This window comes from Spirosoma jeollabukense (assembly GCF_054777855.1).
Map to the genome: position 1 here is coordinate 305088 of NZ_BAAHAD010000002.1, position 13718 is coordinate 318805.

Genomic DNA, 13718 nt, shown 5'->3' on the forward strand with positions numbered 1-13718 from the left:
AAACTATACGCCGAAACGCCCTTGAAGAATCGATTGTCCCTTTACTGGAAATGTCAGTTGGCCGGTTGGTCACTGGCCGCCCTTTATTGGGGGTACACCGGAATTACGGGTGGGCGGTTCAATGTGGCAGTAGGCATCCTTCAATTTGTGACAGATGTCGCTGTTTATTGCCTGATTACGCACCTGTACCGGAATTTTGCCCGGCGTCATCATTGGACAGATCTGGAAATCAACCCATTGCTGAAACGCATTATTCCGGCCGCTTTTGTGCTGGGACTAATCTATCTGGTAGTGACGGCGGCTAAAATCCTTTTGTTCCGGGTATGGTTTGACACTGGTTCTCACCTAACTGTTTATCCGTTTATTCAGCTTAATGGCGTAACGCTGTTTATGGCCGGAATTCGGTTGATGTCGATATGGTTGCTCGCCTATCATTTGTACCATTATGCACAACGGGAGGTCAAGTCAACACGAGAGAATGCCCGGCTGGAAATCATGACCAGGGATGCCCGTTTGAGTAACCTTTCAGCCCAGCTTAACCCGCATTTGCTGTTCAACTCCCTGAATACGATCAAAGCGCTGGTAGTCGAAGAGCCGGATTTGGCCAGGCGGGCTATTGATCTGTTATCAGATCTATTACGAACCGGGCTGTATACGGGGGATGACGTACTTGTTTCGGTTGAAGAGGAGGTTGGGCTGGTCAGGGATTATCTGGAACTGGAAAAACTTCGCTTTGAAGAACGATTAACGTATCAGATTGACATGGACGATACGCTGGCATCGGTACGTATCCTGCGCCTGTCGATTCAAACGTTGGTAGAGAACGCACTTAAGCACGGAATAGCTACGACGAAGGCCGGTGGATTGGTCTACATCCAGATTTCCAGGCAAGATGAATTTATCCAGATTAGGATTCAAAATCCCGGTCGTCTCGATGCGTGTATACCGGTGAGCGGTTTAGGACTGGCCAATCTAGCCGAACGATTGCAACTGACATTTACCGATAAAGCCAGTTTGAACGTAACAAATGAGCCGGAAGGAATTGTTTCTGCCACACTACGTATCCCGATCGCATGAAAAAGATACGTGTGCTGATCATTGATGATGAGCGTTATGCCCGCGTGGAGCTCAAGCGGTTGATCGCCGGTTTTCCCGAACTGGAGTTTGTTGGCGAGGCAAAAAACGCCGATGAAGCGCAACAACTTATTGAGGCTATTCACCCCGACCTGCTGTTTTTAGATATCCAAATGCCGGAACGTAGTGGATTTGATTTGTTGCAGAGTCTGGAGGACGTACCGGAAGTCATTTTCACGACAGCCTTTGACCAGTATGCCGTAAAAGCGTTTGAGGTGAGTGCGCTGGATTACCTGCTGAAACCCATCAGAGCCGAACGGTTTGCACAGGCCGTTGCCAAGCTGAATGAAAAAGCCGCTCTGGCTACCCAAAGCAGGCAAATTTTTGTGAAAGACCGGGATCAATACCATTTCATCCGTTGGGAAACTGTGTATCTGATCGAATCAATGGATAACTACGCCCGGCTATATTATGAGGGGAAAAATGCCTGGCTGAAGCGCTCGTTGAACCAACTGGTAAAAACACTGGACGACGTAGTGTTCATCCGCATCAATAGGGCGCAGGTGGTTAACCGGAATTTTATTCAAACAATCAACACGACCGAGCATGGCCGCCTGACGATTACGCTCAACTCAGGGCAAACCCTGAAGGTGTCGCAACGGCAATCGGTTCGACTAAAAAAGACAGGGAAAATCTAAATCAATTCGTAAACTTAAAAATGACATGATGGAAAAATTCATGCTGGGATTGCTATGCCTTTTTTGGGCCACCATATGCCCCGCACAGCAAGTTACAGGGGTACCTAAAACCACGGCCGATAGGCTCAGGCTTGCCGAAGATGAACGCCAGTTTATCATTGAAGATAGCGTGCTGATCAAAACGAAAGATGGCGCAACACTATCAGCTGTGGTCGTTCGTAAACGGGGCCTTACAACTCCTCAACCCACGGCGTTACTCTATTTTATTTATTCCAATACGGAGCGGAGTCTGGCAGAAGCAAAATACGCAGCCGCAAGAGGGTATATAGGGGTAGTTGCCGACACGAGGGGCAAACGCCTAAGCCCTGATCCAATAGTCCCCTATGAGCATGAAGCCAGGGATGTAAATTCGGTGATCGACTGGATCGTTCAGCAGCCCTGGAGCAATGGGAAGGTGGGTATGTATGGAGGGAGCTATTCCGGTTTCGCGCAATGGGCAGCAACGAAGTACCTGCATCCGGCGCTGAAAACTATCGTGCCTTACGTAGCGGCCATTCCGGGGCAGGGGTTACCGATGGAAAATAATGTTTTCCTGAACGCCAATTATCAGTGGGCGTTTTACGTGACCAATAATAAGTACGTTGATAACGAGGTGAATAATGACAATCAACGGTGGCGACGGATGCGCAACCGTTGGTATGAAACGGGGGTCGCGTATAACCGGATCGACAGCATCGATGGGACGCCCAATCCGTGGTTGCAGAAATGGCTAAAGCATCCCGACTACGATGCCTACTGGCAAAGCATGGTGCCTTACGGGAATGACTTTGCGAAAATCACGATTCCGGTGCTGAGCATTACGGGCTATTACGATGACGGGCAGATTTCGGCCTTGCACTACGTTACGGAACATTATAGATACAAGCCCGATGCCGAACATTACCTGATCGTTGGCCCCTATGACCATTTTGGCGCGCAAAAGGGGGGCGTGTCTACGTTGCGCGGTTATGCGGTGGACTCCGTAGCGTTGATCAATACGAAGAAAATCACATTCGACTGGCTGGATTACGTACTGAAGGGTGGCCCAAAACCGGCGTTATTGAAAGATCGAATTAACTATGAGGTAATGGGCGCCAATGTGTGGCAACACGCCCCATCCATCGCGAAAATGAGCAGTACTCATTTTAAGCTGTATCTGACGGACCAAAAAGAAGGGGACAATTATCAGCTGGCCAGACAAAAACCTACTGTCCCCCGATGGCTTAAACAGGAGGTTGACCTGGCTGACCGTAGCACGTCCAACAACGATTATTATCCGGACCCGATCATCCGGAACGTACTAAACCGGAGCAACGGCCTATTTTTTATCAGCGAGCCGGTTGATCATGAGATTTTAATTAACGGGATGTTTTCGGGAGAACTGAAGGCGATCATCAATAAAAAAGATATGGACATTGGGGTGGTTCTTTATGAAGTGACACCGCAGGGGGAATATTTCGCCTTGTCCTACTTTTTGGGCAGAGCCAGTTACGTCAGGGATGCCAGCCACCGAAGCTTGTTAAAACCTGGGGTTACGGAAACGATTCCTTTTTCGAAGACGAGGCTGGTTAGTCGCCAGCTAAGGAAAGGTAGCCGGTTGCTCGTGGTGTTGAATATTGATAAAAATCCTTTTGCCCAGATCAATTATGGAACCGGAAAGGACGTAAGTCAAGAGACGATCCGCGATGCCGGGGTGCCTTTAACGATTCAGTGGTCAACCGATAGTTTCATTCAATTCCCTGTTCAGGAAGGGTCTGTGCGTTTTTAAGCCAGACAACTAGTTCACAACTTGGTATACCTACTTACCTACTGCCGGAACGAAGGCCACAGATCACCTTTACGGCTGTTTGATGATCTTCAGATCGGTGAAATAACTTTCGGCCCCTCTTCAACCCACAAGCCAACACCGCCCGATAGGGTAGTACCGAGTTTCATATTCTTCAAAAGCAAAGGGGCTGTTTGGACACGCAGCAGGTCGTCAGACGTTGGGTTAGTATGAAGAGCCATTCATCCGGATTTACTGCTCGTTTATGGTGGCTAAAGCGAACTAATCTCCATAGCCGACATGCGCACTGAAGCTTCCAGCCAACCGTTGCCGATTAGTCGGTACTATAAGCCACAGGTATTCGACCAGTTGCCGGTTATGAAGTTGCTTTGGACAACGGCTGGTTAAGCTTCTCTTTTGGCTGTAATTCAGCTTTTCTGAGGGGAATAGTACCAGATTGGGGTATTTCAAACGTTTTCGGGTACGCGTTTTGTGCGTAGCTTTACGTCATGACGTTCGACCAATTAACCCCCCGCCGTCAGGAACAACTGACGGCTTTTGACAGACTGCTGACCATTATGGACGAGTTGCGTGAACAGTGCCCCTGGGATCGCAAACAAACCATGGAAAGCCTGCGTCACCTCACAATCGAAGAAACCTACGAACTCTCCGATGCCATTCTGGAGAATAATCTTCCCGAAATCCGCAAAGAACTGGGCGATATTCAGTTACACCTGGTTTTTTATGCTAAAATCGCGTCTGAAGCCAGTAATGATACGTCGGGTCCCAGTACGACTGCCCGGTTCGACATGGCCGACGTATTGAATGGTGTGTGCGACAAGCTGATCAGCCGCCATCCCCATATTTATGGCAACGTGGTTGCGGAAACCGAAGAGCAGGTCAAAGCCAATTGGGAACAGTTAAAACTCAAAGAAGGCAACAAGTCGGTGTTGGGTGGAGTGCCGGGGGCCTTACCCGCGCTGGTGAAGGCTATGCGGATTCAGGAGAAAGCGCGCGGTGCGGGCTTCGACTGGGACGAGAAAGAGCAGGTGTGGGCGAAAGTGGAGGAGGAGATGCAGGAATTTAAAGCCGAATTCAACATTGATAACAGGGCTGGCAGCGTTGCCGGGGCGATTGATGTGGATAAGGCTGAAGGTGAGTTTGGCGATTTGCTTTTTTCGCTTGTTAATTATGCCCGCTTTATTGATATCAATCCCGAAACGGCGCTCGAACGTACGAATAAAAAGTTTATTAAACGCTTTCAGTATATCGAAGAGCAAGCCCGCGCCAATGGTAAAGTTCTGAGCGACATGACGCTAGCCGAAATGGATGTATATTGGAACGAAGCGAAAACGAAATGAGAATAGCGTTTATAACCGATATTCACATCGGTGCCGAAAATGAGAAGCCACAGGGCGTTGATGTTCGCCAGAACTTCCTGAATGCGTTGGCGTTCCTGACCGAACTGAAACCGAATTGCTTGATCCTTGGTGGCGACTTTTGCAGCACCGGTGGCGACCGGGCCGTGTATGAGTGGGTGAAAGTGCAGTTGGACAAGTTGCCGTTGCCGTACTACATTGTTTCGGGCAATCACGATGATTCGGCGCTCATCGCTGATGTGTTCAAATTAACGCACGACCTGAATCAGGGCGAGTTATATTACGCATTGCCCCTGGAGGGTCGCCCGGTATTGTTTCTGGATTCGGCCAGAGGGGAGTTCTCCGATGAGCAATGGACCTGGTTCCGGGATTATATGAAGGCACTACGTGATACCAACGTACTGATCGTTATGCACCATCCACCCATTCCTGCCGATGTGGTCTTCATGGATTCCCATTATCCATTCCGGCAAAGCGATGAGTTTCTGGAACTGGTGGAAGAGTCGACTTGTCATATTACGGTTGTCTGTGGGCATTACCATGTCGAAAAGGTTATACAGCGTAGTAATCTATTGGTATTGCTCACACCCTCAACATTTTACCAGATGAAGCAGGATACACCCGAATTCACGGTTGATAATCATTGCGTTGGTATTCGCGAAATCAACCTGACCACGCATGGTACAAACAGCACGGTGCATTATCTGTGAATCATTTTAACTGAAACAGGCCCTGATGAAACTTCATCAGGGCCTGTTTTATACTGGATACGTATTTCTCTACCGCACCGAATAATTTGGCGCTTCTTTCTGAATCGAAATGTCGTGCGGGTGACTCTCGCGCGAACCTGCTGTGGTGATCTTCACAAATTTGGCCTGCTGCAAGGCGGTAATATCGGCCGCACCGCAGTAACCCATACCGGCTTTCAACCCACCAACCATTTGATAGACAATCTCGGCGACTTTCCCTTTGAATGGTACGCGTCCAACAATGCCTTCGGGTACGAGTTTCTTGATATCATCTTCGGCATCCTGGAAATAGCGATCCTTGGAGCCATCTTCCATCGCTTCCACTGATCCCATGCCCCGGTAGGTTTTAAACCGACGACCTTCATACAGCACCACTTCGCCGGGAGCTTCTTCGGTGCCGGCCAGCAGTGAACCAATCATGACCGTACTGGCCCCGCCCGCCAGGGCTTTAGTAATGTCGCCCGAGAAACGAATACCCCCATCGGCAATGACAGGGACACCGGTACCCAGCAGCGCTTTGGCCGATTCGTAAACGGCTGTCAGTTGTGGCATGCCAATACCGGCAATAATACGGGTTGTGCAAATACTTCCTGGCCCGACGCCTACTTTCACGGCATCAGCTCCCGCATCGGCAAGGGCCTTGGCGCCTTCACCTGTCGCTACGTTCCCGGCAATTACCTGAAGTTTAGGGAATTGCTGTTTAATGTTCCGAACGGCATCCAGAACACCCTTCGAGTGACCATGCGCCGTATCAACGCTGATCACGTCAACGCCCGCTTTCACAAGAGCCTCGATGCGCCGGGTCAGGTCGGGTGTAACACCGACAGCAGCGCCGACACGCAACCGGCCCAGTTCGTCTTTGCAGGCGTTTGGATGGCTCTTCTTCTTCAGAATGTCTTTATACGTAATCAGCCCAACTAAGTGATAAGCGTCATTAACGATGGGCAACTTCTCAATGCGGTACTGTTGCAGAATACTCTCGGCCTCTTCCAGTGTTAGACCTTCCCGCGCGGTAATCAGTTTCTCGCGGGTCATGATGTCGGTAACCGGCCGTGATAAGTCCGTTTGGAAACGTAGATCACGATTGGTCAGGATTCCGACCAGCTTGCCATCTTCATCCACAACGGGAATGCCACCGATTTTGAACTCGCGCATAATCTTGAGCGCATCAGTCAGTGTGGCGGTTTCGAGCAGCGTGATGGGGTCGATAATCATGCCGCTTTCTGAGCGCTTCACCTTGCGGACCTGATCGGCCTGGGCTTCCACACTCATATTTTTGTGAATGATTCCGATACCGCCCTCCTGTGCCATCGCAATAGCCAGTGCCGATTCGGTCACCGTGTCCATGGCCGCCGATATAAGCGGAATGTTCAGCTGGATGGTACGTGTAAGTTGGGTAGTGGTTTGCGTATCGCGTGGGAGAACTTCCGAATAGGAAGGCAAAAGCAGTACGTCGTCGTAGGTGAGAGCCTCGTAAAGAAACTTGCTGGTATCTAAGCTCATGAGCAAATAGCAGATTTGTTATTTGCCGGGTAAAATTACATAAAATTTCTGAACTGGGATTCACCTGACTCAAATGATTTTCAGGATTTTGATCTCTTGTCCCTTGGTTAAGGATAAAATCCTAAAAATCATTTAAATCACATAATCCTGCACAGTCGCCTGCGGAGTCAGAATCCGTTCAACGTAATACTTATCTTCTTTTCGTCATGATCAACGCTGAACTGGCAATCACTGAATTTTGGCGCCGACATTTTGGGGCGGAAGTTATTGCTGAATCCATAGGGCTCTTTGGGAATACCGAATAATTTTTTGTCCATTTTGCCATTGCCGTTTTCGTCGTGGTAAATGGCAATGGCGTATTCCCCCGGTTCAACCAAAAATGTAGTCTGGAGCTGGCTGTGGGTAGCGTCTATTTTTTTTCCTTCAGTTGGTTTTCCCGTGGGAAAATCTTTGCCGGAACGGAATAGCGCAACGTAAACGGCCCCTTTTTTTTGTGCAACATTATGAATATCAACCTTTAAATTAGTTTTTGGTGGTGACGCAGAATAGGGATCACCCGTCAGAAAAAGGCTAAGTGTCGAAAGCAAAAGGAGCATAGATTGAGAGTTTTTGTAAAAACGGATTTATCTTGCAATTATGATAGCCCAATCCCCACCTCCTGCCAAACGATGGATTACCAAACCCTTTCCTGATTCGGCAGAACAGCAGGTAGCTATCGCGTCGCTAACAAGCTCACTAAACATAAGTCCTTTTTTAGCGGCTTTGTTGGTGCAACGTAATGTTCGTACCTACGAAGAGGCCCGGACATTCTTCCGGCCCGAGATAAGTCATTTGCACAATCCCTTCGACATGAAGGATATGGATCGGGCAATTATGCGCCTGCAAATGGCCATGCTCCCCGAACGGGAGGAAAAAATTCTGATTTATGGCGACTACGACGTAGATGGTACCACATCGGTAGCATTGGTCTATGGATTTCTAAAAAATTACCATACGGCCATCGATTATTATATTCCGGACCGCTACAAGGAGGGGTACGGTATCTCGCAGCAAGGGATTCACTGGGCGGCCGAAAATGGTTTCACGCTGATTATTGCCCTAGACTGCGGCATCAAGTCGATTGAGCGCGTGGCTGAGGCAAAAGCGTTGGGCGTCGATTTTATCATCTGTGACCACCACCGCCCTGGTGCCGAACTGCCCGACGCAGCCGCGGTGCTTGATCCCAAGCGCGACGATTGTCAGTACCCGTACAAGGAATTGAGCGGCTGTGGGGTGGGCTTCAAACTACTTCAGGCATTCTGCATGCTGAAAGACATTGAGCTGGAATTGTTGTATCCCAGTCTCGATCTGGTTGCCGTGAGTATCGCGTCAGACATTGTGCCGTTAACGGGCGAAAACCGGGTGATGGCCTATTATGGGCTGAAACACCTGAATACCAACCCGCGTACGGGCCTGAAAGCGTTGATCAAAGTAGCTGGTTTTTCGCGCGAACTGGACATTACCAACGTAGTGTTTGGCCTCGGACCACGTATTAATGCCGCTGGTCGGATTCAGCATGCGAAAGCCGCCGTGCAACTGCTGCTGGCCGAATCGGAGGAAGAAGCCGACGAGTTTGCTATGGCCATTAACAAGCACAATAACAGCCGACGCGAATTTGACAGCAGCATCACCGAACAGGCGTTGGCTATGATTCGGGATAGCGATGCGCTGACCCATGCCAAAAGTACGGTTCTTTACGATGCTACGTGGCACAAGGGCGTTATTGGCATTGTTGCGTCGCGCTGCATCGAGCATTTTCACCGGCCAACCATCATCCTGACCCAATCCAACAACAAGGCCGCCGGGTCGGCACGGTCGGTGCCAGGTTTCGACGTTTACGAAGCCATTGAAGAATGCGCTGATCTGCTCGAGCAGTTTGGCGGACACACGTTTGCCGCCGGAATGACAATGCCAATCGACAATATCGACGCTTTCCGACAGAAATTTGAGGAGGTCGTGTCACGTACCATCAAGGAAGAACACCTCACACCATTGGTCGACATTGATCTTCCGCTTGACTTTAGCGAGATCACCGACAAACTCGTCAGGATTGTGAAGCAAATGGGACCATTTGGGCCGCATAATATGCAACCGACGTTTATGACCGACGATGTCTATCTGGTCAGCGAGCCGATTATCATGAAGGAGAAACACCTGAAAGTCAATGTTCGCCAGAGCAGAACGGGGCAGACATTAACGGCGATTGGCTTCGGGTTTGCACACCTGGCCGATCAGCTTCGGCTGGGTAAACCCTTTTCGATTTGTTATCAGGTAGAACAGAATTTCTTCAACGGAAACGTGTCATTACAACTCATGCTGCGGGATATAAAATTCAGCGAATAAACCCCTGCAACTTGATATTGTTGTTATCTCCCTGCCTATTTTACTGGCTCCAAGCCATCATCTTTCGTCCTGCATAGCACCGGGTTTTGACCAACGCTCAACGCGCAAATGTGTTCATGACCAAACGGACGAGTCCTAATATTTGTTAATAAAGGGGTATTTGCCTTTACTGTAGCTAGAAATGGTTGGCAAAGGGCTGTATTACTGCGACCTTTGTATCGGTCGTTGACAGTTTAGTGTAAAATAACGCTGGCCGTACTCGTATAACGTATCAGAATGATTCTTAGAACTGAAAATCTAATTAAAAAATACGGCTCGCGGTTGGTCAATAACAACGTATCGTATCAAGTGGAAACGGGTGAAATTGTGGGATTGCTGGGGCCAAATGGCGCGGGCAAAACTACCTCGTTCTACATGGCTGTCGGTTTAGTGAAGCCTAACAGCGGCAAAGTTTTTATCGATGACAAAGATGTCACAGACCTGCCGATGTACAAGCGGGCGCGGCTCGGGCTGGGTTATCTGGCGCAGGAAGCGTCGGTATTTCGGGACCTAACCGTTGAGGAGAATGTATTGGCTGTGCTGGAAATGAGTGATTTGCCTAAAAAGGATCGCAAAGGGAAAGTAGAAGAATTGCTGGAGGAGTTTAGCCTGACGCACGTTCGGAAGAGCAAAGGCAAGGTGCTGTCCGGTGGCGAACGCCGACGTACTGAAATTGCTCGCGCGCTGGCCGTAGATCCCAAATTTATTCTCTTAGATGAACCCTTCGCGGGCGTTGACCCGATTGCTGTAGAAGACATTCAAAGCATTGTAGCCAAGCTAAAACACAAGAATATCGGCATTCTCATTACGGACCACAATGTGAACGAAACGCTCTCCATCACTGATCGGGCGTATCTGCTGTTCGAGGGCAAAATCCTAAAGCAGGGTTCCGCCGAAGAACTTGCCAACGATGAGCAGGTAAGACGTCTGTATCTGGGCCAGAATTTTGAGTTGAAACGGAAGATTTAGGTATGCACGGGCTTCAGCCCGTGTTTTTTGACATAAATAAACACGGGCTGAAGCCCGTGCATACCTTATCCCAAAACCTCCCGCAACACCGGCAGCGACTTTACTTCGCCGAGTGAATCGAGGTGGATGTGGTAATACGTTACCAACGCGTCTACGAGTTCATTACGGGCAGAGCGAGCAAGTTTTACCGGCGTTCCGAGTGGATAACGTAGCATTACGTTAAGAGCCGTTTCCATTTCATTGTCGGGTAGAAACGGGTATGAGTTCTCCCGAAGCTGACTTTCGAACTCGCGGGCGGACTCCGGTCCAAAACCCAGGAAAAACGACAGTTTGAGCAGGAAGGCAATGTGGAAGTTTTCGTAGTTTGTTTTCGCTTCTTCCAAAAACAAAACAGAATCCATCAGGAATTTAAAAAGGGGCGGACTGCTCGCTTCTTCTTTCAATACTTTGTTCAGCATTTCCGTTACGAACATCGCAATGGTCGATTTTGCCACTTCAAACGGCAAACTCTGAAACGGATAGCTGGTCTTCATCTCCGAAAGTCGGTGAAGCTCGCGGTCGGGCTTATTGTATACAACCAGGTCCAGCAGGGTAAGCGGTTGAAACAGGGCAATTTTGTTGTTCTTATTGCGGGCCGTGCGAACGCTGTTGACGATATAGCTTTGCAATCCGAACTCTTCGGTATAAATACGGGCAATAATGGATGTTTCTCGGTACCGGATATAGCTGAGGGCAATCCCCTGTGTTTTTTGCAGCATTTTTATTGGGCCGCCGAAGCGGAAGCAGTAGTCTACTAAGATACTACTTTTGACGGTAAAAACCGACTTCGTTGTTTCAATGCGAAATTCACCATTAGAATCAATACAGGAACCTCAATAAGGGGCCCGATGACAGCCGCAAAAGCCGCCCCCGAATTAATGCCAAAAACGGCAATGGCAACCGCAATCCCCAATTCAAAATTATTCCCGGCCGCCGTAAACGCGAGCGACGTAGATTTTCCATAATCGGCTCCGGCTCGTTTAGAAAGGTAAAATGCCGAGAAGAACATGATAGCAAAATAGATCGTGAGCGGCAGGGCGATACGTAGCACATCGAACGGAATGGAAACGATCAGATTGCCTTTCAGACTGAACATCACGACGATAGTAAACAAGAGGGCGATTAACGTAGCGGGGCTGATCGCTGGCAAAAACGTCTCTTCGTACCAGTGTCGACTGAACAGCCGGGACAAAATCAATCGCGACAATAGTCCCGCCAAAAACGGAATACCCAAATAGATGAATACACTCTGAGCTACGTCGCCAATGGTAATATTGACTACAAATCCGCGCAAACCAAACAAAGGAGGGAGTACGGTGATAAAAATGTAGGCATAGATGCTGTAGAACAACACCTGGAAGATACTATTAAAAGCCACTAAACCAGCCGCATACAGCCGGTCGCCGTTGGCAAGATCGTTCCAGACGATAACCATCGCGATGCAGCGGGCAATGCCAATCAGAATCAAACCCGTCATGTATTCGGGTTTATCGGACAAAAACACGACGGCTAATCCAAACATCAATAACGGTCCGATGATCCAGTTTTGGACCAACGATAACCCCAATATTTTGGTGTTACTGAACACCTTTGGTAATTCAGCATAGCGCACTTTCGCCAAAGGTGGATACATCATCAAAATCAGTCCAATAGCCAGAGGTACGTTGGTAGAACCCGAGTTAAACTGATTAATGAACGATTCCGTTTCCGGGACGAAATAGCCGATGCTAACACCAAGTGCCATCGCCAGAAATATCCAGAGCGTTAGGTAGCGATCCAGGAACGACAGACGCTTTTTTCGACGGATTGGCAAAATCGTTTCTGTGGTCATTCCGGTACGTTCTGGTTGATAAAATCCTGGCTGAATTGCTTGATTTCATCCCGAACAGCTCGGTACGAAGCCATAATTTCTTCGGGTGATCCGGTGGCTTTGGATGGGTCGGTAAAGTTGTGGTGGAGCCGGTGCGTTCGACCAATCCAGAGCGGGCAACGCTCGCTCGCGCTATCGCATACGGTGATGACGTGATCGAACGAAAGGTGCTCGTATTCGTCTACCAGGTTCGAGGTATGGTGGTTGATATCAACACCATCCTCAGCCATCACCTGCACCGCTTTGGGGTTCAAGCCGTGCGTTTCGACACCGGCGCTCAGTACTTCAGCACGGTTGCCCGCAAATTTCTGGAGATAGCCATGCGCCATCTGGCTACGGGTTGAGTTACCCGTACAAAGAACAAGGATTCGTTTCATACTTATTTTTCGGCGTAAACGGTGATGCTGAAAATTCCTGTCTTTCCCTGCTTGTAAGTCCGTAACTCATCCAATGTCAGGTATTTGAGGAGCAATTCGTTTGGCAGATTAATCCCTTTCTTCTTTTGAATCTGAACATTTGTAAAACCAGCATCCGCGACGATTTGTAAATATTCGTCCTGCTGAATAGCCCCCGATACACAACCGGCATATAGTTCGGCGTCACGTTGCAACCCGTCCGGAAGATCACCCATCAATACAATGTCGGAAATGCTGAAATGCCCGCCCGGTTTCAGAATTCGGTACGTTTCAGCAAAGGCTTTTGGTTTATCGGGTACGAGATTCATCACGCAATTGCTCACCACTACGTCGGCCAGATCGTTCGGTAAAGGCATGTCTTCAATATCACCGTAAACAAAGTCAACGTTGGTGTAACCTAGTGATTTAGCATTTTTACGAGCGCGGTCAATCATGGCGGGCGTCATGTCGAGCCCAATGACGCGACCCATTTCGCCGGTTTCGGCGCGGGCCACAAAACAGTCGTTTCCAGCTCCAGAACCCAAATCAACTACTACGTCGCCGGGTTTGATTTTTGCAAACTGCGTGGGTAAACCACAGCCTAAACCCAGATCGGCATCGGCCGCGTATCCGTTGACGGTTGTATATTCATCGTTCATCAAAATTGTGTATGACGTATCTGTAGACGTGTCGGGATTACAACAGGACGTAGGTCCGCAGCCACAATCAACTGGTACGCCCTGATTGTCATCCTGTTTGGCAATGTCACTGTACTTCTGGCGGACAATTTCTTTGAGTTCTTCTGCCGTATTCATAG

The 13718-nt window shown here is 49.0% G+C and carries 13 protein-coding genes; 7 read left to right on the forward strand and 6 right to left on the reverse strand.

The genetic code is table 11. The features are described from left to right. Window positions 1-21 precede the first annotated feature (21 nt). From ACYVEA_RS09640 to ACYVEA_RS09660, 5 genes are all read left to right on the forward strand, one after another. Window positions 22-1077, forward strand: coding sequence for a sensor histidine kinase (locus tag ACYVEA_RS09640; protein ID WP_461113220.1), 1056 nt, complete (start codon window positions 22-24; stop codon window positions 1075-1077). Beyond that, window positions 1074-1772: a LytR/AlgR family response regulator transcription factor gene (locus ACYVEA_RS09645; RefSeq protein WP_461113221.1), complete on the forward strand. Its 699-nt coding sequence runs from the start codon at window positions 1074-1076 to the stop codon at window positions 1770-1772. The genes ACYVEA_RS09640 and ACYVEA_RS09645 overlap by 4 nt, the downstream gene beginning before the upstream one ends. Window positions 1773-1797: 25 nt before the next feature. Continuing rightward, on the forward strand, window positions 1798-3579 hold the full coding sequence (locus ACYVEA_RS09650) for a CocE/NonD family hydrolase (protein ID WP_461113222.1): 1782 nt from the start codon (window positions 1798-1800) through the stop codon (window positions 3577-3579). Between the two features lie 506 nt (window positions 3580-4085). Next, window positions 4086-4937 (forward strand): nucleoside triphosphate pyrophosphohydrolase, encoded by an 852-nt coding sequence (gene mazG, locus ACYVEA_RS09655; protein ID WP_461113223.1) that lies wholly within the window; start codon window positions 4086-4088, stop codon window positions 4935-4937. Beyond that, complete coding sequence (locus ACYVEA_RS09660) at window positions 4934-5665, forward strand: metallophosphoesterase family protein (RefSeq protein WP_461113224.1); 732 nt, start codon at window positions 4934-4936, stop codon at window positions 5663-5665. Before mazG ends, ACYVEA_RS09660 begins: the two co-directional genes overlap by 4 nt. Before the next feature lie 69 nt (window positions 5666-5734). Here the strand turns inward: ACYVEA_RS09660 and guaB are convergent, their stop codons facing one another. Both guaB and ACYVEA_RS09670 read right to left on the reverse strand, forming a co-directional pair. Next, window positions 5735-7207 (reverse strand): IMP dehydrogenase, encoded by a 1473-nt coding sequence (guaB, locus tag ACYVEA_RS09665; RefSeq protein ID WP_461113225.1) that lies wholly within the window; start codon window positions 7205-7207, stop codon window positions 5735-5737. Between the two features lie 167 nt (window positions 7208-7374). After that, window positions 7375-7803 (reverse strand): DUF2141 domain-containing protein, encoded by a 429-nt coding sequence (locus ACYVEA_RS09670; protein ID WP_461113226.1) that lies wholly within the window; start codon window positions 7801-7803, stop codon window positions 7375-7377. A gap of 40 nt (window positions 7804-7843) precedes the next feature. On the opposite strand from ACYVEA_RS09670, the gene recJ reads away from it, so the two are divergent. After that, window positions 7844-9589, forward strand: a complete 1746-nt coding sequence (recJ, locus tag ACYVEA_RS09675; RefSeq protein ID WP_461113227.1) for a single-stranded-DNA-specific exonuclease RecJ — start codon at window positions 7844-7846, stop codon at window positions 9587-9589. 276 nt (window positions 9590-9865) lie between these two features. Beyond that, window positions 9866-10597 carry an LPS export ABC transporter ATP-binding protein gene (lptB, locus tag ACYVEA_RS09680; RefSeq protein ID WP_461113228.1) on the forward strand — a complete coding sequence of 244 codons (732 nt, stop codon included), beginning with the start codon at window positions 9866-9868 and terminating at the stop codon, window positions 10595-10597. Window positions 10598-10662: 65 nt separating this feature from the next. Here the strand turns inward: lptB and recO are convergent, their stop codons facing one another. From recO to ACYVEA_RS09700, 4 genes are read right to left on the reverse strand one after another with little or no spacing between them, the layout of a single operon-like run. Continuing rightward, entirely contained in the window at window positions 10663-11355 is a 693-nt protein-coding gene (gene recO / locus ACYVEA_RS09685) for a DNA repair protein RecO (protein ID WP_461113229.1), read from the reverse strand. A 35-nt stretch (window positions 11356-11390) separates the two neighbouring features. Next, entirely contained in the window at window positions 11391-12467 is a 1077-nt protein-coding gene (gene arsB, locus ACYVEA_RS09690; RefSeq protein ID WP_461113230.1) for an ACR3 family arsenite efflux transporter, read from the reverse strand. After that, the gene (locus tag ACYVEA_RS09695; protein ID WP_461113231.1) at window positions 12464-12883 is read right to left on the reverse strand and encodes an arsenate reductase ArsC; all 420 of its coding nucleotides are present in this window, start codon (window positions 12881-12883) and stop codon (window positions 12464-12466) included. Before ACYVEA_RS09695 ends, arsB begins: the two co-directional genes overlap by 4 nt. 2 nt (window positions 12884-12885) lie before the next feature. Then, window positions 12886-13716 (reverse strand): arsenite methyltransferase, encoded by an 831-nt coding sequence (locus ACYVEA_RS09700; RefSeq protein WP_461113232.1) that lies wholly within the window; start codon window positions 13714-13716, stop codon window positions 12886-12888. Between the last annotated feature and the right edge of the window lie 2 nt (window positions 13717-13718).

What these genes read in the sequence shown, in the direction of transcription:
- ACYVEA_RS09645 (WP_461113221.1), top strand. Translation starts at nt 1,074, where the DNA reads ATGAAAAAGATACGTGTGCTGATCATTGATGATGAGCGTTATGCCCGC.
- ACYVEA_RS09650 (WP_461113222.1), top strand. Translation starts at nt 1,798, where the DNA reads ATGATGGAAAAATTCATGCTGGGATTGCTATGCCTTTTTTGGGCCACC.
- mazG (WP_461113223.1), top strand. Translation starts at nt 4,086, where the DNA reads ATGACGTTCGACCAATTAACCCCCCGCCGTCAGGAACAACTGACGGCT.
- ACYVEA_RS09660 (WP_461113224.1), top strand. Translation starts at nt 4,934, where the DNA reads ATGAGAATAGCGTTTATAACCGATATTCACATCGGTGCCGAAAATGAG.
- guaB (WP_461113225.1), bottom strand. Translation starts at nt 7,207, where the DNA reads ATGAGCTTAGATACCAGCAAGTTTCTTTACGAGGCTCTCACCTACGAC.
- ACYVEA_RS09670 (WP_461113226.1), bottom strand. Translation starts at nt 7,803, where the DNA reads ATGCTCCTTTTGCTTTCGACACTTAGCCTTTTTCTGACGGGTGATCCC.
- recJ (WP_461113227.1), top strand. Translation starts at nt 7,844, where the DNA reads ATGATAGCCCAATCCCCACCTCCTGCCAAACGATGGATTACCAAACCC.
- lptB (WP_461113228.1), top strand. Translation starts at nt 9,866, where the DNA reads ATGATTCTTAGAACTGAAAATCTAATTAAAAAATACGGCTCGCGGTTG.
- recO (WP_461113229.1), bottom strand. Translation starts at nt 11,355, where the DNA reads ATGCTGCAAAAAACACAGGGGATTGCCCTCAGCTATATCCGGTACCGA.
- arsB (WP_461113230.1), bottom strand. Translation starts at nt 12,467, where the DNA reads ATGACCACAGAAACGATTTTGCCAATCCGTCGAAAAAAGCGTCTGTCG.
- ACYVEA_RS09695 (WP_461113231.1), bottom strand. Translation starts at nt 12,883, where the DNA reads ATGAAACGAATCCTTGTTCTTTGTACGGGTAACTCAACCCGTAGCCAG.
- ACYVEA_RS09700 (WP_461113232.1), bottom strand. Translation starts at nt 13,716, where the DNA reads ATGAATACGGCAGAAGAACTCAAAGAAATTGTCCGCCAGAAGTACAGT.